At 57.7% G+C, this 24,087-nt stretch carries 17 protein-coding genes and 1 riboswitch; of the genes, 5 read left to right on the top strand and 12 right to left on the bottom strand.

What is annotated here, in order from left to right:
- Positions 1 to 154: 154 nt before the first annotated feature.
- The gene (gene murI / locus EV102420_RS17940) at positions 155 to 1,036 is read right to left on the bottom strand and encodes a glutamate racemase (protein ID WP_042394679.1); all 882 of its coding nucleotides are present in this window, start codon (positions 1,034 to 1,036) and stop codon (positions 155 to 157) included.
- On the bottom strand, positions 981 to 2,825 hold the full coding sequence (gene btuB / locus EV102420_RS17935) for a TonB-dependent vitamin B12 receptor BtuB (protein WP_042394676.1): 1,845 nt from the start codon (positions 2,823 to 2,825) through the stop codon (positions 981 to 983). The genes murI and btuB overlap by 56 nt, the downstream gene beginning before the upstream one ends.
- Positions 2,826 to 2,891: 66 nt before the next feature.
- A riboswitch (cobalamin riboswitch) is annotated at positions 2,892 to 3,069 on the bottom strand.
- Between the two features lie 116 nt (positions 3,070 to 3,185).
- Between btuB and trmA the strand changes: the two genes are divergently transcribed.
- Complete coding sequence (gene trmA / locus EV102420_RS17930) at positions 3,186 to 4,286, top strand: tRNA (uridine(54)-C5)-methyltransferase TrmA (protein ID WP_042394673.1); 1,101 nt, start codon at positions 3,186 to 3,188, stop codon at positions 4,284 to 4,286.
- Between the two features lie 71 nt (positions 4,287 to 4,357).
- Here the strand turns inward: trmA and EV102420_RS17925 are convergent, their stop codons facing one another.
- The gene (locus tag EV102420_RS17925) at positions 4,358 to 4,717 is read right to left on the bottom strand and encodes a YijD family membrane protein (RefSeq protein WP_042394669.1); all 360 of its coding nucleotides are present in this window, start codon (positions 4,715 to 4,717) and stop codon (positions 4,358 to 4,360) included.
- Between the two features lie 10 nt (positions 4,718 to 4,727).
- Positions 4,728 to 5,366 carry an HTH-type transcriptional repressor FabR gene (gene fabR / locus EV102420_RS17920; RefSeq protein WP_042394666.1) on the bottom strand — a complete coding sequence of 213 codons (639 nt, stop codon included), beginning with the start codon at positions 5,364 to 5,366 and terminating at the stop codon, positions 4,728 to 4,730.
- Between the two features lie 259 nt (positions 5,367 to 5,625).
- Between fabR and sthA the strand changes: the two genes are divergently transcribed.
- On the top strand, positions 5,626 to 7,026 hold the full coding sequence (sthA, locus tag EV102420_RS17915) for a Si-specific NAD(P)(+) transhydrogenase (RefSeq protein ID WP_042394663.1): 1,401 nt from the start codon (positions 5,626 to 5,628) through the stop codon (positions 7,024 to 7,026).
- Here the strand turns inward: sthA and oxyR are convergent.
- The 4 genes from oxyR to argC form a co-directional block, all read right to left on the bottom strand.
- Entirely contained in the window at positions 7,009 to 7,926 is a 918-nt protein-coding gene (gene oxyR / locus EV102420_RS17910) for a DNA-binding transcriptional regulator OxyR (protein WP_042394660.1), read from the bottom strand. The genes sthA and oxyR overlap by 18 nt on opposite strands.
- 148 nt (positions 7,927 to 8,074) lie before the next feature.
- A complete protein-coding gene (gene argH, locus EV102420_RS17905; RefSeq protein ID WP_042394656.1) occupies positions 8,075 to 9,448 on the bottom strand; it encodes an argininosuccinate lyase in 1,374 nt (457 codons plus the stop codon).
- Between the two features lie 74 nt (positions 9,449 to 9,522).
- Complete coding sequence (gene argB, locus EV102420_RS17900; RefSeq protein WP_106403956.1) at positions 9,523 to 10,299, bottom strand: acetylglutamate kinase; 777 nt, start codon at positions 10,297 to 10,299, stop codon at positions 9,523 to 9,525.
- A 6-nt stretch (positions 10,300 to 10,305) separates the two neighbouring features.
- A complete protein-coding gene (gene argC, locus EV102420_RS17895; RefSeq protein ID WP_042394650.1) occupies positions 10,306 to 11,310 on the bottom strand; it encodes an N-acetyl-gamma-glutamyl-phosphate reductase in 1,005 nt (334 codons plus the stop codon).
- An 88-nt stretch (positions 11,311 to 11,398) separates the two neighbouring features.
- On the opposite strand from argC, the gene argE reads away from it, so the two are divergent.
- The 3 genes from argE to EV102420_RS17880 all read left to right on the top strand — a co-directional run bounded on the left by argE (position 11,399) and on the right by EV102420_RS17880 (position 17,312).
- Complete coding sequence (argE, locus tag EV102420_RS17890) at positions 11,399 to 12,550, top strand: acetylornithine deacetylase (RefSeq protein ID WP_042394647.1); 1,152 nt, start codon at positions 11,399 to 11,401, stop codon at positions 12,548 to 12,550.
- A 237-nt stretch (positions 12,551 to 12,787) separates the two neighbouring features.
- Positions 12,788 to 15,439 (top strand): phosphoenolpyruvate carboxylase, encoded by a 2,652-nt coding sequence (ppc, locus tag EV102420_RS17885; protein WP_042394644.1) that lies wholly within the window; start codon positions 12,788 to 12,790, stop codon positions 15,437 to 15,439.
- A gap of 142 nt (positions 15,440 to 15,581) precedes the next feature.
- Positions 15,582 to 17,312, top strand: coding sequence for a phosphoethanolamine transferase CptA (locus tag EV102420_RS17880; protein ID WP_042394641.1), 1,731 nt, complete (start codon positions 15,582 to 15,584; stop codon positions 17,310 to 17,312).
- A 196-nt stretch (positions 17,313 to 17,508) separates the two neighbouring features.
- Here EV102420_RS17880 and EV102420_RS17875 read toward each other — a convergent pair whose 3' ends face one another.
- The 4 genes from EV102420_RS17875 to EV102420_RS17860 form a co-directional block, all read right to left on the bottom strand.
- Entirely contained in the window at positions 17,509 to 18,006 is a 498-nt protein-coding gene (locus EV102420_RS17875; protein ID WP_042394639.1) for a hypothetical protein, read from the bottom strand.
- A 183-nt stretch (positions 18,007 to 18,189) separates the two neighbouring features.
- Positions 18,190 to 20,370 carry a catalase/peroxidase HPI gene (gene katG / locus EV102420_RS17870; protein WP_042394636.1) on the bottom strand — a complete coding sequence of 727 codons (2,181 nt, stop codon included), beginning with the start codon at positions 20,368 to 20,370 and terminating at the stop codon, positions 18,190 to 18,192.
- A gap of 189 nt (positions 20,371 to 20,559) precedes the next feature.
- On the bottom strand, positions 20,560 to 21,450 hold the full coding sequence (metF, locus tag EV102420_RS17865) for a methylenetetrahydrofolate reductase (RefSeq protein ID WP_042394633.1): 891 nt from the start codon (positions 21,448 to 21,450) through the stop codon (positions 20,560 to 20,562).
- A gap of 203 nt (positions 21,451 to 21,653) precedes the next feature.
- Positions 21,654 to 24,086, bottom strand: coding sequence for a bifunctional aspartate kinase/homoserine dehydrogenase II (locus EV102420_RS17860; protein WP_042394630.1), 2,433 nt, complete (start codon positions 24,084 to 24,086; stop codon positions 21,654 to 21,656).
- Between the last annotated feature and the right edge of the window lies 1 nt (position 24,087).

Below are 24,087 nucleotides of genomic sequence, written 5' to 3'. Positions count from 1 at the left end.
ATCCAGAGTCAAGCGTTTATTTTTCGCTTTTCTCTGTCAGAACTTCCGGAGAAGTCCTTCTGACCCGGCGGCTTGCGTGCCGTTGTTCCGTGTCAGTGGAGGCGCATTATAGGGAGTTATTCCGGGCTGACAAGAGCTAATTTCAAAAAATCTTTCAAGCGTCTCTTTTTTGTGCAAACCCGCTATCCGTTGCCAGTTTTTCAAGCGATTTGAAGCCGTATCGCTGCAAAACGGGCAGCAATTGTACAGTCTCCGGCGTTACGTCCATGCAGTAAGCGATGTTTTCATCAGCCGATTTAGCATCGGGTGCATCATGCTCAAGCAGCCATGCCGTTCGGCGAGCAATCGCCGCGCCGGAATCCACCAGCCGCGTTCCTTCCGGTAGCACCTGCAGCAGCTCCTCCTGAAGAAGCGGGAAGTGAGTGCAGCCGAGGACAACGGTATCCGGCGGCTCCGCCATCCGTAACCACGGGCGAAGAATACGGCGTAATCTGTCGAGAGAGACCGGTTCGCCATGCAGCTTCGCTTCGGCTATCTCTACCAGCTCAGACGAGCCCAGCAGTTCAAAGTGACATTCATTAGCAAAGCGCTGAATAAGCTCGTGCGTATAAGGACGCTTTACCGTGCCGCGGGTTGCCAGCAGGCCAACAACGCGGTTGGCGGTCAGGCGTGCCGCAGGCTTAATGGCGGGCACAACGCCTACCACCGGGAAGCCGAACTTCTCGCGCAGAGCAGGAAGCGAGACGGTGCTGGCCGTATTACAGGCAATCACCGCCAGAGAGAGCGGATAGCGGGCCTGAACGGCGGTGACAATCTCCACCACGCGCTCAACGATAAATGCTTCTGACTTCTCCCCATACGGGAAGGCAACGTTATCAAACGCATAGATGTAATGGAGGTCCGGCAGAAGACGCCGGATCTCATCATAGACGGATAGCCCACCGACGCCGGAGTCAAACACCAGCACGGTGGGTCGTGGATCAGAAGGTGTAGCTGCCAGAGACGGTGTATTCTCGTCCTGCAGTATGGTAGCCATAAACTGTCTCGTAATCTTTATCGAACAGGTTAGCTATTTTACCACGAACGGTGAACTGTGAGGTGATCGGATACGACACTGCTGCATCCCATAAACTGACGCCACCCATCTTGACCCGCTGATAGGTGGTGTAGTCCGTATCGTAGCGCGTGCCCAGATAGTGATAGGTTACGCTCCAGTCCAGATCGTAGACCTGCCAGTCGAGCTGATACTTCACCTGCTGCTTCGCACGGCGTGCCAGCGGCTCGTCAGTCACCGCATTACGTGAATCGACATAGTCGTAGCTCAGGCTGTGTCCTAGCGGGCCGGTATCGAAGGATGCCGTCGCTTCCACACCTTTAATCCGCGCCTTGCCCACGTTGTAGTACTTCATCGCGCCATCGTCATAGTCGATGAGGTTGTCTACGTCGTTACGGTAGCCGGAGACGCGCCAGTTCACACCCGACGTCAGGCCTTCAAAGGCCCCTTCCCACTGCTTGCTCTCTTCCGGGTTGAGATCGTCATTGCCGTAGAAGCCATGCAGCTGGCCGAGGTTCGGCGCTTTATACGCTGTGCCGTAGGAGGCAATAAAGCGATAGCCTTCGATAAACTCCCAGCCAGCGCTGCTCTGCCAGGTGCCGTGACGGCCAAACTGCGAGTTGTCATCGCTACGCACCGCGCCTTCCAGCGTGAAGTCACCCAGCTGCTGCAGCGCAGTCAGATAGACGCCAGTGTTACGCTGATCGTAACCGTCGGTAACGTAGTTGGTTCCCGGCTCGGTGCTCTGCTTCTGCCAGTCGATGCCTGCCCCGACGTTGCCCTGCCCGACGTCAACGGTATTCGCCCACTGTACGTTGTACTGTTTGATCTCATCCAGCGTGGCGTTGGAATCGTAGCGGCCCAGATGCGGATCGTAGTTAAAATCTTTGCTGTGGCCATAGCTGGTCAGCAGCTGAGAGCGGAAGATATCGCCGTTAAAGCGCAGGCCCGCGTCCCAGGTCTGGCTGTAGAGCTGGCGCGTATCCACCAGCACGTCAGGCGTGAAGCTGCTGTAGTAGCCTTCGTAGTCGGTACGGTTGTCATAGCCGTAGCCGCGTACAAAGCCGCTCCACTCTTCAGAGAAGCTATGCTCCAGCGCACCGTACAGCGTCTTGCTCATAAACCCGTCGCGATCGGGCTGCGCCAGGCCACCCGTGTTCCCTTCAGCGCCGATATCAAAGCCTTTGGTATAGGTGTAGTCGCCCGCCAGCGTCACACGGGTGCTGTCGCCCAGATCCTGCTGCGTGCTGGCCTCATAGTTCTGATAGCCTTTGGATCCGATGCCTGCCGACAGCGTCGTGCCGTTTTTCTCACGCGTCGTGATGATATTCACCACCCCGCCGATAGCGTCGGAGCCGTACACTGCCGAGCGCGGGCCACGAATGTATTCAATACGCTGCACTAAGGCCAGCGGGAACTGGCTGAGATCGGACGAGCCGCTGACGCCAGCCTGGTTGAGGCGTACGCCATCGACCAGGATCAGCACATGACTGGAGTTAGTGCCGCGCACATAAAGAGAAGAGATCTGCCCCATACCGCCGTTCTGCGAGATATCTACGCCAGGTAGACGACGCATCACATCGGTTACGGAGGTTGACTGCCAGCGATCGATATCCTGGCGGGTGACAACGCTGACCGGTGCCAGCACCGTTTTTACCGGCTGCTGAAAACGGTTTGCGGTAACGACCAACGTGTCCGGATTGCTGTCCTGCGCCCAGCCGGAAAATGCCGTGACGGAGAGCGCCGTCATCAGCGAAGCTTTTTTTATCATTGTAAAAGCATCCACAATATAAGAAGGATGCCGCAGGCCCCATCAATAGCACGCGATGATGAAAGCCAAATGCGACGTATACCGGCAGGTCTTCGGGCTTGGAGATTTTCCAGAGTGATGACTTCCCGCCTTGCGGCAGTGTCTGCTTTCGCTATCACTCCAACTCTCCTTACCGCTGCGCGTCAGCCCCAGATTTTCACTGGATTCCCTTTTAACTCACAGGACCGGAGCGTGGATGCTACCTGTAGGTACTTATAGATGTCCAGACTGCTAAGAGAAGAAAAGTAAAAACGCTGGGCTGGACAATACGCACGCAATCCCTACAATCCCCGCGTAATCTATTTTCACTCAGGACGCATCATGACCCCCGAACACCTCCCGATAGAACAGTACGACGCTCAGCTGGCCGAAAAAGTGGTCCGTCTGCAAGAGATGATGACGCCCTTTTCCGCGCCTGCGCCGGAGGTGTTTCGCTCTCCTGTAAGCCATTACCGGATGCGGGCCGAGTTTCGTATCTGGCACGATGGAGATGACCTGTACCACATCATCTTCGATCAGCAGACCAAAAGCCGGATCCGTGTAGAGAGTTTCCCAGCCGCCAGCGCCCTGATCAACCAGTTAATGGCTGCAATAATGGACAGCGTACGGGGTAATAATGTCCTGCGCTTCAAGCTGTTCCAGATCGACTACCTGAGCACCCTTAGCGGTCAGGCCATCGTGACCCTGCTGTACCATAAAAAGCTGGACGAGGCGTGGCAGGCCGAGGCGCAGGCCCTGCGCACTACGCTGCGGGCGCAGGGCATGGACGTGCATATCATCGGGCGGGCGACCAAAACCAAGGTGATGCTGGATCGGGACTACGTCGACGAGCGCCTGCCGGTGGCGGGCCAGGAGATGATCTATCGTCAGGTAGAGAACAGCTTTACCCAGCCTAACGCGGCGATGAACATTCAGATGCTGGAGTGGGCGCTGGACGTGACCGCAGGGTCATCCGGCGACCTGCTGGAGCTGTACTGCGGCAACGGCAACTTCTCTTTGGCGCTGGCGCGCAACTTTGATCGCGTGCTGGCAACCGAAATTGCTAAACCGTCAGTGGCAGCAGCGCAGTACAACATCGCCGCCAACCAGATCGACAACGTGCAGATTATCCGCATGGCGGCAGAGGAGTTTACCCAGGCGATGAACGGGGTGCGTGAATTTAACCGCCTGCAGGGTGTCGATCTGAAGAGCTATCGCTGCGAGACGATTTTTGTCGATCCGCCGCGCAGCGGCCTGGATAGCGAAACGGAGAAGATGGTGCAGGCCTACCCGCGTATTCTGTACATCTCCTGCAATCCGGAGACGCTGTGCCAGAACCTCGAGACCTTCAGCCAGACGCATCAGGTTGAACGCCTGGCGCTGTTCGATCAGTTCCCCTACACGCACCATATGGAGTGCGGGGTGCTGCTGACCAGAAAATAAACCTATCGCCTGCTGAAAACGCCGGATGGCGCTACGCTTATCCGGCCTACTTCAGAGTCCTAACTCTTCATCTACTCTGTCAGCTCGTACTTGCGGTTACGCATGCGGTAGCCAATCCAGAACACCAGCACCACTGACAGTACGGCAGGGACAAAGTTAGAACCAATGGCTGGATACTCAGCCCGCACTACTGCGCTATAGAGCAGCACGCCTAAGATAAAGCAGGCGGCGGCCAGCGCCGGTAGCCCCAGCGGCATGGTGCGATTTTGATAGCGTTGATGCAGACAGTAGACCGCCAGCACCAGCGAGATAACCGGGAACAGCGAAAACGGCACAATCGAGCTGAAAATCGCCGTAAACGTGCCGTTAATCGATAAGCCAGCGATCAGCGCCAGCAGTAACGTACCTTTATCTTGACCTGACTGTTTCATTACTCGTCCTTCACTCATCGGGTTGGTGCGACATTCTTTCCTGCTCACGGCGATACCAGTAGTAAGCGCCTTTCGAAATCATCCTCAATTGCAGCACCAGGCGCTCTTCTAGCTGCCTGCGCTGCTCCGGACCCACGTCCAGCGCTTCTGCGCCGGCGCTAAATACAATGGTGACCATCGCTTCGGCCTGTGCCTCGGTGAACGACCGCGGCATATGGCTTTCGAGTTCAAGATAGTCGGCAAGTTCCGCGATGAAGTGCTGGATCTCGCGGGCTACGGCAGCACGAAAAGCGCTGGAGGTGCCTGAACGTTCGCGCAGCAGCAGGCGAAACGCGTTGGGATTATTGCCGATAAACTCCATAAAGGTAGAGACAGAGGTGCGGATCACGCTCCCGCCTTTGGCAATGCGCTGGCGCGCCTGGCGCATCAGCTGGCGCAGCATCAGGCCGCTCTCGTCGACCATGGTCAGGCCAAGCTCATCGACATCGCGGAAATGGCGATAGAATGACGTTGGGGCAATGCCCGCCTCGCGCGCCACTTCGCGCAGGCTCAGGCTGGCAAAGCTACGCTCAGCGCTTAGCTGACTAAATGCCGCTTCCACCAGCGAACGCCGGGTTCGTTCTTTTTGTTGCGCTCTAACGCCCATCACAATGTCTGAATCCTTCCAAAGGCCTGCTGGCACTATACCAGAGATAAGCTAATCGGTTTGCCTGGCTTTGTGAATGATTCTTTATGAATGATTCTTTATGAAAGATTGTTTACAAGCTGTTGCACCATTAATGACGTTAATGCGCGCGCAAGCAGAATAAAAAAATAGCACGGCAAAAAAACAGAGCGATAATTGGGTTATGCCCTTAACGATGTTAGTATTATGTTGTTTTTATGTATAAGAACAGGTAAGCCCTACCATGCCACACACTTACGATTACGATGCAATAGTGATAGGTTCCGGTCCCGGTGGCGAAGGTGCTGCCATGGGGCTGGTGAAACAAGGTGCCAGGATCGCTGTCCTTGAGCGATACCATAACGTGGGCGGCGGATGTACCCACTGGGGCACCATCCCCTCGAAGGCGCTTCGCCACGCGGTCAGTCGGATTATCGAATTTAATCAAAACCCTCTGTACAGCGACCACTCCCGCCTTCTGCGCTCCTCTTTTGCCGACATCCTCAACCACGCCGACAGCGTTATCAATCAGCAGACGCGCATGCGCCAGGGGTTTTACGAGCGTAACCGCTGTGAAATTCTGCAGGGCGATGCCCACTTTGTTGATGCGCATACGCTGGCGCTGGAGTGCCATGACGGTACGGTAGAGACGCTGACGGCAGAGAAGTTTGTCATCGCCTGCGGCTCTCGCCCCTACCATCCGGCGGACGTCGACTTTGCCCATCCTCGCGTTTATGACAGCGACTCGATCCTCAGCATGCAGCATGAGCCACGCCATGTGATCATCTACGGTGCAGGGGTGATCGGCTGTGAGTACGCGTCGATCTTCCGGGGAATGGATGTCAAAGTCGATCTGATTAACACCCGCGATCGCCTGCTGGCGTTTCTGGATCAGGAGATGTCGGACTCGCTCTCTTACCACTTCTGGAACAACGGCGTCGTGATCCGCCATAACGAAGAGTATGAGCAGATTGAGGGCACGGACGACGGGGTGATTATGCACCTGAAGTCAGGCAAAAAGCTTAAGGCCGACTGCCTGCTCTACGCCAACGGACGTACCGGTAATACCGATAGCCTGCAGCTGGCCAACGTCGGTCTGGACGCGGACGGACGGGGACTGCTCAAGGTCAACAGCATGTACCAGACCGCGCAGCCGCATATCTACGCCGTGGGTGACGTTATCGGCTACCCAAGCCTGGCCTCTGCCGCCTACGATCAGGGCCGCATTGCTGCTCAGGCGATGGTCAAAGGCGAGGCGACGGCGCATCTGGTGGAAGATATCCCCACCGGGATCTACACCATTCCGGAGATCAGCTCGGTCGGTAAAACGGAGCAGCAGCTCACCGCAATGAAGGTGCCCTATGAAGTGGGTCGGGCGCAGTTTAAGCACCTGGCGCGGGCACAGATTGTGGGGATGAGCGTCGGAACGCTGAAGATCCTGTTCCACCGCGAGACGAAAGAGATTTTGGGGATCCACTGCTTTGGTGAGCGCGCGGCCGAAATTATTCATATCGGCCAGGCGATTATGGAGCAGAAAGGCGGCGGTAACACCATCGAGTACTTCGTTAACACCACCTTTAACTACCCAACCATGGCGGAAGCCTATCGGGTAGCCGCGCTAAATGGCTTAAACCGCCTCTTTTAACGCTTTGTCGAAATGGCCATCCATTGTTGTACGGATGGCCTCTGCCAGCTGCTCATAGCGGCTGCGCAGCGGCGATCCCGGACGGTACACCAGGCCAATGGTGCGCTTCGGCTCCGGCTTGATGCACGGCAGGTAGATCACCCCGTCGCGCTTGCGCTCGGGCGGCACGGCCAGCGCGGGCAAAAGCGTAATGCCGCTGCCAGCAGCGACCATATTACGCAGCGTTTCAAGGCTGGTGGCGCGGAAATGGGTATCTTCGTCTGCACCCGCCTCAAAGCAGAAGCCCATCGCCTGATCGCGCAGGCAGTGGCCATCTTCCAGCATCAGCAGCTTCTCACCGGCGAGGTCGGCCATCGGTACGCGGTCGCGGTTCGCCCACGGGTGATCCTCATAGATCGCCAGCATCATCGGCTCATCAAACAGCGGGACTTCGATAAAGGCTTCGCTCTCTTTCACCAGCGCCAGAATGGCACAGTCCAGCTTGCCGCTGTCCAGCTGGGCCAGCAGCTGTTGCGTCTGCGCTTCGTGCAGATACATCTCCAGCTTAGGGAAAGTTTGGTGCAGCAGCGGAATAATCTGCGGCAGCAGGTAGGGTCCAACGGTCGGGATCAGGCCAATATGCAGCGGTCCAGACATGGCCTCCCCCTGCTGGCTTGCCATCTCCTTGAGCACTTTGACCTCGCGCAATACGGTGCGCGCCTGATCTACCAGCAGCAGGCCAGCCTGAGTAAACAGCACTTTACGGCTGGTACGCTCCAGCAGCATCACGCCAAGCTCATCTTCCAGCTTGCGGATCTGTCCGCTGAGCGTGGGCTGGCTAACGTGACAGGAGTCGGCCGCCCGGCGGAAATGACGGTGTTCGGCTAACGCTACCAGGTATTCAAGATCACGAATATTCATTATTCATCCTCCGACGCCACGATAGTTCATGGCGATAGATAGAATAGCAATCAATGATTATCCCTATCAAGCACTCTCTGACCCTGCATGCCATTTTTTGTATAAAAAAAAGCCGGGCACGGGCCCGGCGTCTCTTGCTACGGCGTGATTAAATCAGGCGGGCTTTGGCATCGTTGATGGCCTGAGCGACCTGCGTTGGTGATACGCCACCTTTCGCCGCGCGCTTATCCAGACAGGATTGCAGGGAGAGGATCGGATAGACGTCGTCGCCAATCACGCTGCTGAATTTTTGCAGATCGACCAGGGCCAGATCCTCCAGCGGTTTACCCTGAGCGATGGCTTCCACAACGGCTTCACCGACAATATGGTGCGCTTCACGGAACGGCACGCCCTTCGCGACCAGATAGTCCGCCAGCTCGGTGGCGTTAGCGTAGCCCTGCTGCGCCGCTTCCTGGCAGCGCGGACGCTTCACCTGAATGCCGTCCAGCACCAGCGCGGCCATGTGCAGGCAGTCCAGCCAGGTGTCAAGAGCATCAAACAGCCCCTCTTTGTCTTCCTGCATATCTTTGTTATAGGCCAGCGGCAGACCTTTCAGGGTCATCATCATGCCGGTCAGTGCGCCCTGCACGCGACCGCATTTGCCACGGATCAGCTCCAGCGCATCCGGGTTTTTCTTCTGCGGCATCAGCGAGGAGCCGGAAGTAACGCGGTCGGAGAGCTCAACAAAGCCCGCTTCACCGGTGTTGAAGAAGATGAGATCTTCCGCAAAGCGCGACAGGTGCACCATACCGATAGAGGCGTCAGAGAGCAGCTCCAGCACGTGGTCGCGGTCGGATACGGTATCGAGACTGTTACGGGTCGCGCTGGCAAAGCCCAGCCAGCCCGCCAGCTGCTCGCGGTCGATCTCATAAGCCGTTCCTGCCAGCGCCCCGCAGCCCAACGGGCTAACGTCCAGACGCTTCAGGGCATCCTGCAGGCGGCTTTCGTCACGGGCCAGCATCTCAACGTAGGCCAGACACCAGTGAGCAAAGGTCACTGGCTGCGCACGCTGCAGGTGGGTATAGCCCGGCATCACGGCATCCTGGTTCGCCTGCGCGGTCTCAACCAGCGCGCCCTGCAGCTGACGATTTGCCGCCAGCAGCTCGGCCACGGTGTCTTTACACCACAGCTTCAGATCGGTTGCCACCTGATCGTTACGGCTACGGCCGGTGTGCAGCTTTTTCCCCAGCGGGCCAACCTTATCGATCAGCTTGCCTTCCACCCAGCTATGGATGTCTTCGGCATCGCTCTCCAGGATCTGCTCCGGGTTAAGACGCACCTCTTCCAGCAGGTTATTCAGCGCCTCTTCTAGCTGCACTTGCTCATCGGCGGTCAGTACGCCCACCGTCACCAGCGCTTTGGACCAGGCCACAGAGCCGACGATATCCTGCTCGGCCAGGCGGTAGTCGAAGCGCAAAGAGTCATTGAACTGTTTGAACCGTTGATCCGCTGCCTGTGTAAAACGCCCACCCCAAAGTGCCATAACATCGTTCCTTTATTCGTTAGTTCCGCCGGGTGGCGCTGCGCTTACCCGGCCTACGGTCATTCAATAAAAATTTACGCTAAAATGCGTGTGCCAATCGGCGTGCCGTTGAACAGCGCCGGAAGCTGCTCCGCGTGACGCCAGGAGGCGATATCCACCGGGCGGCCCAGCGTGCGGGCGGCGTCCAGCGCGGCGTTGACCTTGACGATCATGCCGTCGGTAATAATGCCCTGATCGATCAGCTGCTCGGCTTTCGCCGCCGTCATCTCGGCGATGCGCTGGCCCTTGCCGTCCAGAATACCGCTCACGTCGGAGAGCAGGATCAGATCCGCGCCGAGCGTTGCCGCCAGCGCCGTCGCTGCCTGGTCGGCGTTGACGTTCATCAGCAGACCCTCGTCGGTTACGCCGATGGAGCTAATCACCGGCAGGAAACCGCCCGCCAGCAGAGAGTTGATCAGCACCGGGGAACCCGGCTGCGCCTGACCCACGTGGCCCAGATCGTCATCAAGCTGGGTGACCTTGACGCTGTCGCCGTCGCCCAAGAACAGGCCCACCGAGGCAATCTTATGCTTCTTCGCCCAGGCCAGCAGCGTTTTGTTGGCGGTGCCCGCCAGCGCGCCGGTAATAATGTCGATCTGGTCGGCAGGGGTCACGCGCAGGCCATTTTTCTTGGTCACCGGCAGGTTAAGCTGCTTCATCAGCTCATCCACCACGCAGCCGCCGCCGTGCACGATCACCAGCGGACGCTGATGCGATTCGCGATAGTTAACCAGGGCGGTAAACAGACGCGCCAGCGCCTCTTCGCTATCCAGCAGTACACCACCGAGTTTGATAATTAATGGATTCATCATCACACCTTAAATAAGAGACTGCGTTTCAGGGTAGCCGAAACGAATATTTGCACACTGCATTGCCTGGGCGGCAGCGCCTTTGAGTAAGTTATCTTCCGCGGCGACGACGATCAGATGCTCATCCTGCACGGCAAAGCCGATATCACAGAACGGCAGGCCAACCACGTTTTTCAGCGCCGGCACACCTTTATCATAGAGGCGCACCAGCGGCTTATCGGCATAGGCCTGCAGAAACGTGCCCGCCACCTGCTCTTTGGTCACGCCCGGCTTCAGGCGACAGGTAATGGTTTCAAGGATCCCACGCGGGAAGCTGCCCAGATGCGGAGTAAAAATCACATTCGTGCCGAGGTGAGTGGTGATCTCTGGATGATGACGATGGTTAAAAATGCCGTACGGCTGCAGGCTCACTTCACAGAAGCTGTTTGAAATGGCCGCCTTGCGCCCGGCACCGCTGACGCCGCTGGTGGCGTTGATCACCGGCCACTGATTGAGATCCAGCAGCCCGGCGTCGATCAGCGGCTTCAGCGACAGCTGCGCTGCCGTCGGATAGCAGCCCGGTACAGCCACCAGCGTCGCCTCTTTCAGCCTGTCAGCGCTCCACTCCGCCAGACCGTACACCGCCTGCTCAAGCAGCTGCGGGTGCTGATGGGTAAAGCCATAGAATTTTTCATAGAAAGCGGGATCGTTAACGCGGAACGCGCCGGAGAGGTCGAACACGATGCAGCCCGCCGCCAAAAACTGCGGGGCCAGGTCATGGCTGACCTCATGGGCGGTCGCCAGGAACACCACGTCGACACCCTCAGCAAACTCGCTGATATCGGACATCGGCTGCAGAGGCAGGTCGACAATACCTTTCAGCTGTGGGTGCAGATCGGAGATTAATTTTCCTGCATCATTGCTTTGCGCTGACACGGTCAAAGCGGTTATGGTCATATGAGGATGGCGATTCACGTAGCTTACAAGCTCTGCGCCCGCATAACCGCTAGCGCCTACAATCAGCGTATTCAACATCGGGTTCCTTTATGCTCAACGTTAATGTATTTTTATTCACATTTACTGCATGAATATTGATACTATCACGACCTAAGGTGTGTCAACAATGAAAATGAATTTACCGCCATTTATCGAGATCTACCGCGCCCTGATAGCCACGCCGTCCATCAGCGCGACGGAAGAATCGCTGGATCAGAGCAATGCGTCTTTAATCAATCTGCTTGGCGGGTGGTTTGGCGACCTCGGGTTTAACGTAGAGATCCAACCCGTACCCGACACGCGCAACAAATTCAACATGCTGGCCAGCATTGGCGAGGGCGCAGGCGGCCTGCTGCTAGCCGGGCATACTGATACGGTGCCCTTCGACGATGGGCGCTGGACCCGCGATCCCTTTACCCTGACCGAGCATGACAACAAGCTCTACGGCCTCGGCACGGCGGATATGAAGGGCTTTTTCGCCTTTATTCTTGATGCGCTGCGTGACGTAGACGTGACCAAGCTGAAAAAGCCGCTCTATATTCTGGCAACCGCCGATGAAGAGACCAGCATGGCGGGAGCGCGCTACTTCTCTGAGAACGCATCTATTCGCCCGGACTGCGCCATCATCGGCGAGCCGACCTCGCTACAGCCGATCCGCGCCCATAAAGGCCATATCTCTACGGCGGTACGGGTGCTGGGCCAGTCGGGTCACTCCAGCGATCCGGCGCGCGGCGTCAACGCCATTGAGCTAATGCACGACGCCATTGGCCGCCTGATGCAGCTGCGTGATTCTTTGAAAGAGCGCTATCACTTTGAGGCCTTCACCGTACCTTATCCGACGCTGAACCTCGGTAGCCTGCACGGCGGCGATGCCTCAAACCGTATCTGCGCCTGCTGCGAGCTGCACATGGACATTCGTCCCCTGCCGGGCATGACGCTGAACGATCTCAACGGCCTGGTGAACGACGCGCTGGCCCCGGTGAGCGAGCGCTGGCCGGGACGTCTGAACGTCGCCGAGCTGCATCCGCCAATCCCAGGCTATGAATGCCCGCCGGATCACCAGCTGGTTCAGGTCGTGGAAAAGCTGCTTGGCACCAAGACCGACGTGGTGAACTACTGCACCGAAGCGCCGTTTATCCAGACGCTCTGCCCAACCCTGGTGCTCGGCCCTGGCTCGATCAACCAGGCCCACCAGCCGGATGAGTACCTTGAGACGCGCTTTATCAAGCCTACCCGGGAGCTGATTACCCAGGTCGTGCACCACTTTTGCTGGCACTAAACACGCTACCCTCTCTTACGAGAGAGGGTAAAACATCGCCGTTAACATAAGTTCTACTTATCTACTTTAAAGCGAATTAAATTTCGTAAATTACGCACGTTTATTCGTTTGCTGAACCGATTTCGCCGCAATTGACGCACGGGGTTTTACGTGGCTTTATAAAGAACAACTGAGAAAAATGTCCGGCAGATTTCAGATACAGGACATTTATAATTGAGATGGGGTGTCTGGGTTAACATGAACGAACAATATTCCGCTTTGCGTAGTAATGTCAGTATGCTCGGCAAGCTGCTGGGAGAGACCATCAAAGAGGCGCTTGGGGAGAACATTCTCGATCGCGTCGAAACGATCCGTAAGCTGTCTAAATCCTCACGCGCGGGCAACGAAGCCAACCGCCAGGAGCTGCTCACCACGCTGCAAAATCTGTCGAATGACGAGCTGCTGCCGGTCGCCCGCGCCTTTAGCCAGTTTCTGAACCTGGCGAATACCGCCGAGCAGTACCACAGCATTTCGCCGCAGGGCGAAGCGGCCAGCAACCCGGAAGTGATTGCCCGCACCCTCAGAAAGCTGAAGGATCAGCCCGATCTCAATGAAGGCATCATTAAAAAAGCGGTGGAGTCGCTGTCGCTTGAGCTGGTGCTGACCGCGCACCCGACAGAGATCACCCGCCGGACCCTGATCCACAAGATGGTAGAGGTCAACAACTGCCTCAAGCAGCTGGATAATAAAGAGATTGCCGATTACGAACGCCACCAGCTGATGCGCCGTCTGCGCCAGCTGATCGCCCAGTCCTGGCACACCGATGAGATCCGCAAGCATCGTCCCAGCCCGGTTGACGAGGCCAAGTGGGGCTTTGCGGTCGTGGAAAACAGCCTGTGGGAAGGGGTGCCGAACTATCTGCGCGAGCTAAACGAGCAGCTGGAGGATAACCTCGGCTATAAGCTGCCGGTGGATTTTGTCCCGGTGCGCTTCACCTCCTGGATGGGCGGCGACCGCGACGGCAACCCGAACGTCACCGCAGAGATCACCCGCCACGTTCTGCTGCTGAGCCGCTGGAAAGCCACCGATCTGTTCCTGAAAGATATTCAGGTGCTCATCTCCGAGCTGTCGATGGTGGAGTGTACCGATGAGCTGAGCGAGCTGGTTGGCGAAGCCGGCGCCAGCGAGCCGTATCGCTACCTGTTGAAAGGCCTGCGCGGCCAGCTGATGGCGACCCAGGCTTGGCTGGAAGCGCGCCTGAAGGGCCAGCGCCTGCCGAAGCCAGCGGGCTTGATCAGCCAGAACGAACAGCTGTGGGAGCCGCTCTACGCCTGCTATAAATCACTCCAGGCCTGCGGCATGGGCATTATCGCCAACGGCGAACTGCTGGACACCCTGCGTCGCGTGAAGTGCTTTGGCGTGCCGCTGGTGCGTATCGACGTTCGCCAGGAGAGCACCCGCCACACCGAAGCGCTAGGCGAGCTGACCCGCTATCTCGGCATTGGCGATTACGAAAGCTGGTCCGAAGCCGACAAGCAGGCCTTCCTGATCCGCGAGCTGAACTCTAAGCGCCCTCTGCTGCCGCGCAGCTGGGAGCCAAGCAACGAAACCCGTGAAGTGCTCAACACCTGTAAAGCGATTGTTGATGCGCCGCAGGGCTCCGTTGCCGCCTACGTCATCTCGATGGCGAAAACCCCGTCCGACGTGCTGGCCGTGCACCTGCTGCTGAAAGAGGCCGGAATTACCTTTGCCCTGCCGGTTGCGCCACTGTTTGAAACCCTCGACGACCTGAACAACGCCAACGACGTGATGACCCAGCTGCTGAATATCGACTGGTATCGCGGCTTTATTCAGGGCAAGCAGATGGTGATGATCGGCTATTCCGACTCGGCGAAAGACGCAGGCGTGATGGCGGCCTCCTGGGCGCAGTACCAGGCACAGGATGCGTTAATCAAGACCTGTGAAAAAGCGGGCATTGAGCTGACGCTGTTCCACGGTCGCGGCGGCTCCATTGGCCGCGGCGGTGCCCCGGCCCATGCGGCGCTGCTCTCCCAGCCGCCGGGTAGCCTGAAAGGCGGCCTGCGCGTGACCGAGCAGGGGGAAATGATCCGCTTCAAGTACGGTCTGCCGGAAATCACCGTTAGCAGCCTGTCGCTTTACACCAGCGCCATTCTGGAAGCCAACCTGCTGCCGCCGCCGGAGCCGAAAGAGGAGTGGCGTCACATCATGGACGAGCTGTCGGATATCTCCTGTGAGATGTATCGCGGCTACGTACGTGAAAATGAAGATTTCGTCCCCTACTTCCGTTCCGCCACGCCGGAGCAGGAGCTGGGCAAATTGCCGCTCGGCTCGCGTCCGGCAAAACGTCGCCCTACCGGCGGCGTGGAGTCCCTGCGCGCCATCCCATGGATCTTCGCCTGGACGCAGAACCGCCTGATGCTGCCTGCCTGGTTAGGCGCGGGCGCGGCGCTGCAAAAGGTGATGCAAGAGGGTAAACAGAGCGATCTGGAGACCATGTGCCGTGACTGGCCGTTCTTCTCTACGCGTCTGGGAATGCTGGAGATGGTCTTCGCCAAAGCCGACCTCTGGCTGGCGGACTACTACGACCGCCGCCTGGTTAAACAGGAGCTGTGGCCGCTGGGCAGTGAGCTACGTCAGCTGCTGGAAGAGGACATCAAGGCGGTGCTGGCCATCGCCAACGACTCGCATCTGATGGCCGATTTGCCGTGGATCGCCGAGTCCATCCAGCTGCGTAACATCTACACCGATCCGCTCAACGTGCTGCAGGCCGAGCTGCTCCACCGCTCGCGTCAGGCGGAAGAGCAAGGTCAGGAGCCGGATCCACGCGTTGAGCAGGCCCTGATGGTCACCATCGCTGGCGTCGCGGCCGGTATGCGTAACACCGGTTAATCTTGTCCTTCTCCGCTTCCCCCGCAATCGGGCGGGGGAAGCGGCTATTTACGTTATCCCCCGCCTCGTTAAGGTTAACTTAAGCAACCCTGCTTAATCTTTGCGCGCTACTCCAGCGACTTTGATAAGGCACGTTTCTGTTATGCTCTCTACATCTTCCCCGGCCAAGGCTGCTTTTAGCTGGAAGGCCTTACTGTGGGCCTTGCTTTTCGTCTGTTACTTCTCTTCCGTCCTGCAGGTCGCCATTATTATCACCGGCTACAGCGGCTCCGTGGGCCTGCGCGACTCCCTGCTGTTTAGCTCCCTGTGGCTTATTCCGCTGCTGCTCTTTCCGCGACGGATCCGTACGACGGCAGCCATTATCGGCGTCATTCTGTGGCTCCCCTCGCTCGCCGCGCTGGGCTATTACGTTATTTACGGGCAGGAGTTCTCCCAGAGCGTTCTGTACGTCATGTTTGAGTCCAACACCAGCGAGGCCAGCGAATTTCTGAGCCAGTACTTCAGCCTGAAGCTGGTGCTGGTGGCGCTGGGCTATACGGCGGTGGCTATCTTCCTGTGGACGCGCCTGCGTCCGGTCACGGTGCCGACGCCGTGGCGCTGGCTGGTTTGCGTTGCCATCCTCTACGGGCTGATCGTTAACCCGATCGCGCATAAGGTGTTGATGCAGAAGAAGAGCGTTAAACGGGCGCTGATCAGCCTCTCAGGCCGCCTTGAGCCCGCCGCCCCGTGGCAGTTTGTCTCGGGCTACGTCGAGTATCGCCATCAGTTGGCGAGCCTGACCAAGCTGTTAAGCAGCAACAATGCTCTGCCGCCGCTGGCGAACCTGCAGGACAGCTCCGGCAGCGCGCCGCGCACGCTGGTGCTGGTAATAGGTGAGTCAACGCAGCGTAACCATATGAGCCTCTACGGCTACCCGCGTGAAACCACGCCGGAGCTAGATAAGATGCATAAAACCGACAAGAACCTGACCGTCTTCAACCACGTGGTGACGTCGCGCCCCTACACCATTGAGATTTTGCAGCAGGCGTTGACCTTTGCCGACGAGAAAAACCCGGATCTCTACCTGACCAAACCGTCGCTGATGAACCTGATGAAGCAGGCCGGATACAAGACGTTCTGGATCACCAACCAGCAGACCATGACCGAACGCAACACCATGCTGACGGTGTTCTCGCAGCAGACGGATAAGCAGTTCTATATGAACCAGCAGCGCACCCAGAGCGCCCGCGAGTACGACACCAACGTGCTGGAACCGTTTAAGAAGGTGCTGGCCGATCCTGCACCGAAGAAGTTCATTATCGTGCATCTGCTGGGTACGCATATCAAATACGCGTATCGCTACCCGGAACAGTGGAACACCTTTGATGGCAAAACCGAGGGCGCACCAGCAGGCTTAAGCCCGGAGCAGCTGGCATCGTATAATGCCTATGATAATGCTAACCATTTCAATGACCACGTGCTGGCTAGCCTGATTAACGACTATAAAGCCACCGATCCCAACGGCTTCCTGCTCTACTTCTCCGATCATGGGGAAGAGGTCTACGATACGCCGCCGCATAACATTCAAGGGCGCAATGAAGAGGCCCCGACGCGGCATATGTATACCATCCCGTTTATTCTGTGGACCTCGCCGTCATGGCAGGAGACGCACCCGCGCGACCTGGCTGCCGACGTTGACCGCAAGTACAGCAGCTCACAGCTGATCCATACCTGGTCCGATTTGGCAGGGCTGCGCTACGATGGCTTTGATCCCACCCGGTCAATCACCAGCCCGCAGTTTGTGCAGGCCACGCGCTGGATTGGTAACCCGTACAAGAAAAACGCCCTGCATGACTATGACGCCCTGCCGTTGGACGTCCAGCTCAGTAATTAAAAAGGCACACAACCAGTGGTTGAATAGAACTGTATTGTGCAATACACTGGATCCCGTAATGAGTGACGCATGGAAAATCGCCGATGCCATGCAGACCGCTGAAAAGCGGACCGATGAGGAGAACGCTGGACAAGGGATTTATTCGCATTAAGTTGTGGAGAGTCGTCCAGGGTGGCGTACCTTCATTCATTACATGCTATTTTTTCTTAATAGCTTTGATCTTGGCCTCGGTTGCGTGATACGCAGTTACCGGGGCCAAATCATTTTTAGAGACCTGCAAAATTGCCATGCCGTAATATGCCTGCCCTTTAATACTCGACAGCCTTTTGGAAGCATTCAACATCACGCTCTGCATGTTTCGGTCTTTATTGAGAGCAATCTCGCTGCACGTGCTAAACGATGCGCTAATTAGCTCTGCTACCTGTACCCAGTTCAGCCCGTCTCCAGCGCGCGATGCCAGTATATGCTGGATGTGACGCGGATAGATCGTGATACCCTGGCATGTCTGATGCGGCCATCCTTTTACCTTACAAATGACATTAAGCTGGTTGAATTGCTTTCTGGTTAGCAGATAGGTAAACAATGGACGATCCCACTTTTCCTGCCTGATTTTTTGCCCAGTACTGGCAATGCTATAGATCCAATGAGTGTAAAACCCGATCGCATCCTGCAAGGCGTCATCTCCCTTCGCCATAAGACTCTCCATCGAAAATGATGGGTATATCTTACTTTCTCGAGGGGTCTTTCTTTTAGATGCAGCGCAATAAGATGAAGAAGAAGGCATTCATAGAGGAGAGTTTCTTTTGTAGGCCCGTGCCAGCGTAGCGCCGCCGGGCAAAAAAATCCCCGCATAAGCGGGGATTTTCATATTTAGGGTTTAGCGCAGATCGAAGCGGTCAAGATTCATCACTTTCACCCAGGCGGCGACGAAGGTCTTCACAAACCTCTCGTGGCCGTCATTGCTGGCATACACTTCCGCCAGCGCACGCAGGATGGAGTTAGAGCCAAACACCAGGTCAGCACGCGTAGCGGTATATTTCACCTCGCCACTCAGGCGATCCCGCCCCGCAAACAGCTCAGCGCTATCATCAGTCGCCTTCCACTCGGTACGCATATCCAGCAGGTTAACAAAGAAGTCATTGCTGAGGACGCCTACGCGCTGGGTAAAGACGCCGTGCTGGCTGCCGTCGACGTTCGCGCCCAGCACGCGAAGGCCACCTACCAGCGCCGTCATTTCCGGTGCGGTCAGCGTCAGCTGCTGCGCTTTATCAATCAGCAGCGACTCGGTGGTCGAGGTATCCAGCTCGGTGCGGTAGTTACGGAAACCGTCGGCAATCGGCTTCATCAGCTCGAACATGTCGATATCGGTCTGATCCTGACGCGCATCCACGCGACCCGGTGCGAACGGCACCTCGATCGCCACGCCCGCCTCTTTCGCTGCCAGCTCAACGCCGACCACCCCGGCCAGAACGATAATATCCGCCAGCGACGCCTTGTTTGCCGTGCGCTGAATGCTCTCCAGCACCGGCAGGACGCGAGCCGCCGTTGCGTTGACCTCCCAGTCACGCTGCGGAGCCAGCGCTAAACGCGCTCCGTTTGCGCCGCCGCGCTTATCGCCACCGCGGAAGGTAGAGGCAGAAGCCCAGGCTACCGACACCAGCTCGCTTACCGAGAGGCCGGAGGCGGCAATCTCAGCCTTCAGGCTGGCAATATCGTCCTGAGACGGATTAAAGATCGCCTGTGGCAGCGGGTCCTGCCAGATCAGATCTTCTTTTGGCACTTCCGGGCCGATGTAGCGCGCTTTTGGCCCCATATCACGGTGCGTCAGCTTGTACCAGGCCCGGGCAAAGGCTTCGTTGAAAGCCTGCGGATCGTTCAGGAAGCGACGGGAGATCTTCTCGAACTCCGGATCGAAACGCAGCGTCAGGTCGGTCACCAGCATGGTGGGCTTACGCTTTTTCGCCGGATCGAAAGGATCGGGAATAATTTCCGGGGCATCAACCGCTTCAAACTGGATCGCGCCTGCCGGACTGCGGGTCTGCACCCACTCATATTTGAACAGGTTCTCAAAGAAGTAGTTGCTCCACTGAGTTGGCGTTTGCGTCCAGACCACTTCCAGCCCGGAGGTGATGGCATCCGCACCGCTGCCGCTGCCGTAGCTGCTGCTCCAGCCCAGACCCTGCGCTTCGATAGGCGCGGCTTCAGGATCGACATCAACGTGCGTCGCCGCCGCCGCGCCGTGGGTTTTGCCCAGCGTGTGGCCGCCTGCAATCAGCGCCACGGTCTCCTCGTCATTCATCCCCATGTTGCCGAAGGTGGCACGAATGGCGGCGGCGGCCGAGATGGGCTCACCGCTATGGTCCGGACCTTCCGGGTTAACGTAGATCAGACCCATCTCGGTTGCGCCCAGCGGTGCTTTTGCCAGCGCTTCAGGGTGGCGATGCTTCAGCCAGGTTTTTTCGTCGCCCCAGTTAACGTCCAGATCCGGCTCCCAAACGTCTTCACGTCCGGCACCAAAACCAAAGGTGCGGAAACCAGAGTTCTCCAGCGCCACGTTACCGGCCAGGATAAAGAGATCGGCCCAGGAGATTTTCTGACCGTACTTCTGCTTAACCGGCCACAGCAGACGACGCGCCTTGTCCAGGCTGACGTTATCGGGCCATGAGTTGAGAGGGGCAAAACGCTGCTGGCCGCGACCCGCACCGCCGCGACCGTCGATAGAGCGGTAGGTCCCCGCGCTGTGCCATGCCATACGGATGAAAAGACCGACGTAGCTGCCCCAGTCGGCAGGCCACCACGGCTGTGAATCGGTTAACAGCGCTTTGAGATCGCCTTTCAGCGCAGAGTAGTCGAGTTTGCTGAATTCGTTACGGTAGTCAAAATCGTCGCCCAGCGGATTAGAGCGGTTTGAGTGCTGGTTCAGGAGGTCAACGCGGAGCTGTTTCGGCCACCAGTCACGGCTGGTTGTCCCCGCTCCGGCGCTGCGGTCGGCACCGCCCTGGTGAAACGGACATTTGCCTGTGGAAAGTGTGTTATGGATATCGTCTGATGCACTCATCTATCTGCTCCCAATATGGTGTTACCGCTACGATATACACCACTCTTGATAAGAGATAGTTGAATTCATCCACAGATTTAATAGTTAAATCCGTCTGTTTTTATTAGTAATTAAGTGGCAGATATGGGTTTTGACAATGGCATTCATCACCCGAATCAATTGGACAATAAAAAACCGCCGAAGCGGTTTTTACAGCGCGGGACGTACGCCCAACGTGTGGCAGATAGCGTAGCTCATTTCAGCGCGGTTCAGGGTATAGAAGTGGAAATCTTTTACCCCTTCGCGGCTCAGGATCTTCACCATGTCCATAGCGATGCTTGCCCCCACCAGCTTGCGGGTTTCGGCATCGTCATCGAGGCCGTTAAACATCTGCGACATCCAGGCCGGAATACGCACGTTGGTCATGTCGGCAAACTTTTTCGCCTGTTTAAAGTTAGAGACCGGCAGAATGCCGGGAATAATCTCGACATCAATGCCAGTGGCCGCGCAGCGGTCACGAAAACGCAGATAGCTTTCGACGTCAAAAAAGAACTGGGTAATGGCCCGACTCGCACCGGCGTCGACTTTACGCTTCAGGTTCAGCAGATCCGCCTGGGCGCTTTTGGCCTCTGGATGCACTTCCGGATAGGCGGCCACAGAGATATCAAAATCGGCAACGTCTTTTAACAGCGCAACCAGATCGGCGGCGTACATCTCTGGTTTACCGCCATTGGGTGGCAGATCGCCGCGCAGAGCCACAATGTGGCGAATACCGTTGTTCCAGTAATCCTGGGCAATAGCGCGCAGTTCATTGCGGGATGCGTCGATACAGGTCAGATGCGGCACGGCTTCAAGGCCGGTACGATCTTTAATGCCCTTGATGATGCTGTGCGTGCGGTCGCGCTCGCCGGAGTTTGCGCCGTAGGTGACCGAGACAAACTTCGGTTTCAGGCTGCTTAAGCGATCGATGGAGTGCCAGAGGGTCTGTTCCATTTCACTAGTGCGCGGCGGGAAAAACTCAAAGGATACGTTAATCTGCCCCTGCACTTCTGCCAGGCTCTGATTCAGGGCTTCCCGCTGGTTGGCGTGAAAAAAGCTCATACCTTACCTCATCAATCGCATGTCTTGGTTGTTGTCGTGTGAACTTCTATACGTTTAGACGTCCAGATGCCAAAATGACGTAAAAGCTGGATAACGTCAACAGAAATATCGCGGTTATAGGTGAGGAATATTCAGGGAAGATGAAAAAAGTGCATGTCAAAGGTAGAAAGCCCTTCTCCTGGCAGAGAGGGGCTCAATATTCACTACAGCAGCTGCGCCAGGCGGTTGATGTCTGACTGAATAGCGCCTGCGGTAACGTCGCGCCCCGCGCCTGGGCCACGGATCACCAGCGGGTTATCGCGATACCAGCGGCTCTCAATGGCGAAGACGTTATCGCACGGCAGCAGTGCCGCCAGCGGGTGCTCGGGACGCACCGCCTCTACGCCAACGCGCGCTTTGCCGTTGGCGTCAAAGCGTGCCACGTAGCGCAGCACCAGGCCCATCTCACGCGCGGCTTCCAGACGCTGCACCATCTGCTCGTTCAGCACGTCGCCGTTTTCAAAGAAGTGATCCACCGATCCCTCTTCGCATCCGGCAGGCACCAGCGACTCAACGCGCACCTGATCCGGCTCGATGTCATACCCCGCCTCACGGGCCAGGATCACCAGCTTGCGCATGACGTCCTTACCGGCGAGATCCACACGCGGATCCGGCTCGGTCAGCCCCTGCTGCCAGGCCTGATCGACCAGGTCAGTAAAGGGCACGGTGCCATCAAACTGCAGGAACAGCCACGACAACGTTCCAGAGAAGATGCCGCTGATAGAGAGGATCGAGTCACCGCTGTCGATGAGATCGCGCACGGTATGATTCACCGGCAGGCCTGCGCCTACGGTGGCATTGTAGAGCCAGCGACGACCTGTTTTTTCGAAGGCATCGTGGATCTGGCGATACTTGTCGCTGGTGCTCGCGCCAGCTAGCTTGTTGGCGCTGATAACGTGAAAACCGTGGCTGGCAAAGTCGAGATACTGATCGGCCAGCTGCTCGCTGGCGGTGACGTCGAGCACCACCAGATCGTCATAGGGGTGCGCCCGCATCCACAGGAACAGGGAGTCCTCTTCATGCTCTACCGCTTCGTCATTAAAGAAGGCCAGCGCGCGGCTGGCGTCCAGCCCCTCATAGCTCAGCAGGCTGCGGCGGCTGTCCACTACCCCCGCCAGCACAAATTCAAAGCCGGTGCGGGCGGAAAGCGCGCTCTGCTCGCGGGCAAACAGCTCCAGCCAGCGCGAGCCGATGTTGCCTTTGCCGAACAGCACCAGGCCAATGCGCTTTTCGGCGCGGAACAGCGACTGGTGCAGGCCCTGGATTAGGCTTTCAGTGGGGCCCACGCGCAGCACCGCCACCAGGCTAATGCTGTCATCGGACTGCCAGATAAACTCTACCGGCTGGCCCTTCAGCTGCTGCCAGAAACGATGGCTATGGAGTGGGTTACGGCACACGCCCGCGCCAACCAGCGCCACCAGCGCTAGCCCCTGGCGCAAACGCAGCTCGCCCGGCAGCCCGGCTTCGTCGAGTAGCTTAAGGGCGCTGTCGACGACCTCAGAGGTGTAGCAGAGTTGAAGCAGGTTGCGGTCGGTATGCACGCCTACCGCCAGCGGACGCAGCTGGGCGCGCTTAAGGATCAGGTCGATCTCTTTATGCGCCAGCTTGAAGTCCTGGCTCGGCGGTACCTGAAACTCAATCAGGCAGACATCATCGTGGCTGGTGACGATGCGTGCGCCCGTCCCGGAAGCCAGCACGCGCTCGATGCGCGTAGAGCCCTGCTCCGGGTTATAGCTGCAGCGCAGCTGAAGATCGATATCGCTGCCGGAGACCGGCTGTAGCGTGCGGGCGTGCAGCACCGGCGCGGCCAGACGGGCCAGCTCGCTGGCTTCGTCGAGACGCAGCAGCGGCAGCAGGCAGGCATCTTTTACCTTACGCGGGTCGGCGCTGTAGACCCCGGCCACGTCGCTCCAGATGGTCACGCGAGAGACGCCACCCAGCGCGCCAATCTGCGTTGCCGAGTAGTCAGAGCCGTTACGGCCCAGCAGTACGGTCTCTCCCGCATCGTTGCGGCAGATAAAGCCGGTCACCACCAGCCGTTTGCCGGGGTGCTGCACCATCAGCTGTTGCAGCAGCGGATAGGAGAGGCCTTCGTTAACCTGCGGCTGAGCAGAGCGCTCGGCGCGTAAAAATTCCCGCGCGTCGAGCCAGGCGGCGTTCAGCCCCTGCAGATTAAGCACGGCGGACATCAAGCGCGCAGACCAGATCTCGCCGTGGCCGACCACCTCGGCATAGACCGCATCGGTAACGCCGCTGTCGAGCAGGCCCGCGAGACGCTCCAGATCGTGAATAAATTCGCTGATTAACCCATCGGCTGTCTCAGGGGGTAATAATCCACTGATAAGCTCGGACTGGTAGCGGCGCAGCGCCTGTTGAACCTGATGCGCAGAGAGCCTGTCGGTCTGGCTGAGCTTCAGCCAGCTGATCAACTGGTTGGTGGTGCTGCCGGCGGCCGAGACCACCATCATATCGCCAGGCTGCGAATACTCCGCCATGATACCGGCGACACGCAGGTAACACTTCACATCCGCCAGACTACTACCACCAAACTTATGCAGTTGACGACCCTTCGCCCCTGCCTGCGCAATCACACTCATG

Origin of the sequence: Pseudescherichia vulneris NBRC 102420 (assembly GCF_000759795.1) — a bacterium.
Taxonomy (GTDB): Bacteria; Pseudomonadota; Gammaproteobacteria; order Enterobacterales; family Enterobacteriaceae; genus Pseudescherichia; species Pseudescherichia vulneris.
This window is presented reverse-complemented; position numbering and strand designations above follow the sequence as displayed.

Coding starts and splice junctions, on each gene's coding strand:
- ppc (WP_042394644.1), top strand. CDS start 12,788: ATGAACGAACAATATTCCGCTTTGCGTAGTAATGTCAGTATGCTCGGC.
- oxyR (WP_042394660.1), bottom strand. CDS start 7,926: ATGAATATTCGTGATCTTGAATACCTGGTAGCGTTAGCCGAACACCGT.
- argH (WP_042394656.1), bottom strand. CDS start 9,448: ATGGCACTTTGGGGTGGGCGTTTTACACAGGCAGCGGATCAACGGTTC.
- argE (WP_042394647.1), top strand. CDS start 11,399: ATGAAAATGAATTTACCGCCATTTATCGAGATCTACCGCGCCCTGATA.
- EV102420_RS17925 (WP_042394669.1), bottom strand. CDS start 4,717: ATGAAACAGTCAGGTCAAGATAAAGGTACGTTACTGCTGGCGCTGATC.
- argC (WP_042394650.1), bottom strand. CDS start 11,310: ATGTTGAATACGCTGATTGTAGGCGCTAGCGGTTATGCGGGCGCAGAG.
- argB (WP_106403956.1), bottom strand. CDS start 10,299: ATGATGAATCCATTAATTATCAAACTCGGTGGTGTACTGCTGGATAGC.
- trmA (WP_042394673.1), top strand. CDS start 3,186: ATGACCCCCGAACACCTCCCGATAGAACAGTACGACGCTCAGCTGGCC.
- EV102420_RS17880 (WP_042394641.1), top strand. CDS start 15,582: ATGCTCTCTACATCTTCCCCGGCCAAGGCTGCTTTTAGCTGGAAGGCC.
- metF (WP_042394633.1), bottom strand. CDS start 21,450: ATGAGCTTTTTTCACGCCAACCAGCGGGAAGCCCTGAATCAGAGCCTG.
- sthA (WP_042394663.1), top strand. CDS start 5,626: ATGCCACACACTTACGATTACGATGCAATAGTGATAGGTTCCGGTCCC.
- murI (WP_042394679.1), bottom strand. CDS start 1,036: ATGGCTACCATACTGCAGGACGAGAATACACCGTCTCTGGCAGCTACA.
- EV102420_RS17860 (WP_042394630.1), bottom strand. CDS start 24,086: ATGAGTGTGATTGCGCAGGCAGGGGCGAAGGGTCGTCAACTGCATAAG.
- btuB (WP_042394676.1), bottom strand. CDS start 2,825: ATGATAAAAAAAGCTTCGCTGATGACGGCGCTCTCCGTCACGGCATTT.
- EV102420_RS17875 (WP_042394639.1), bottom strand. CDS start 18,006: ATGGCGAAGGGAGATGACGCCTTGCAGGATGCGATCGGGTTTTACACT.
- katG (WP_042394636.1), bottom strand. CDS start 20,370: ATGAGTGCATCAGACGATATCCATAACACACTTTCCACAGGCAAATGT.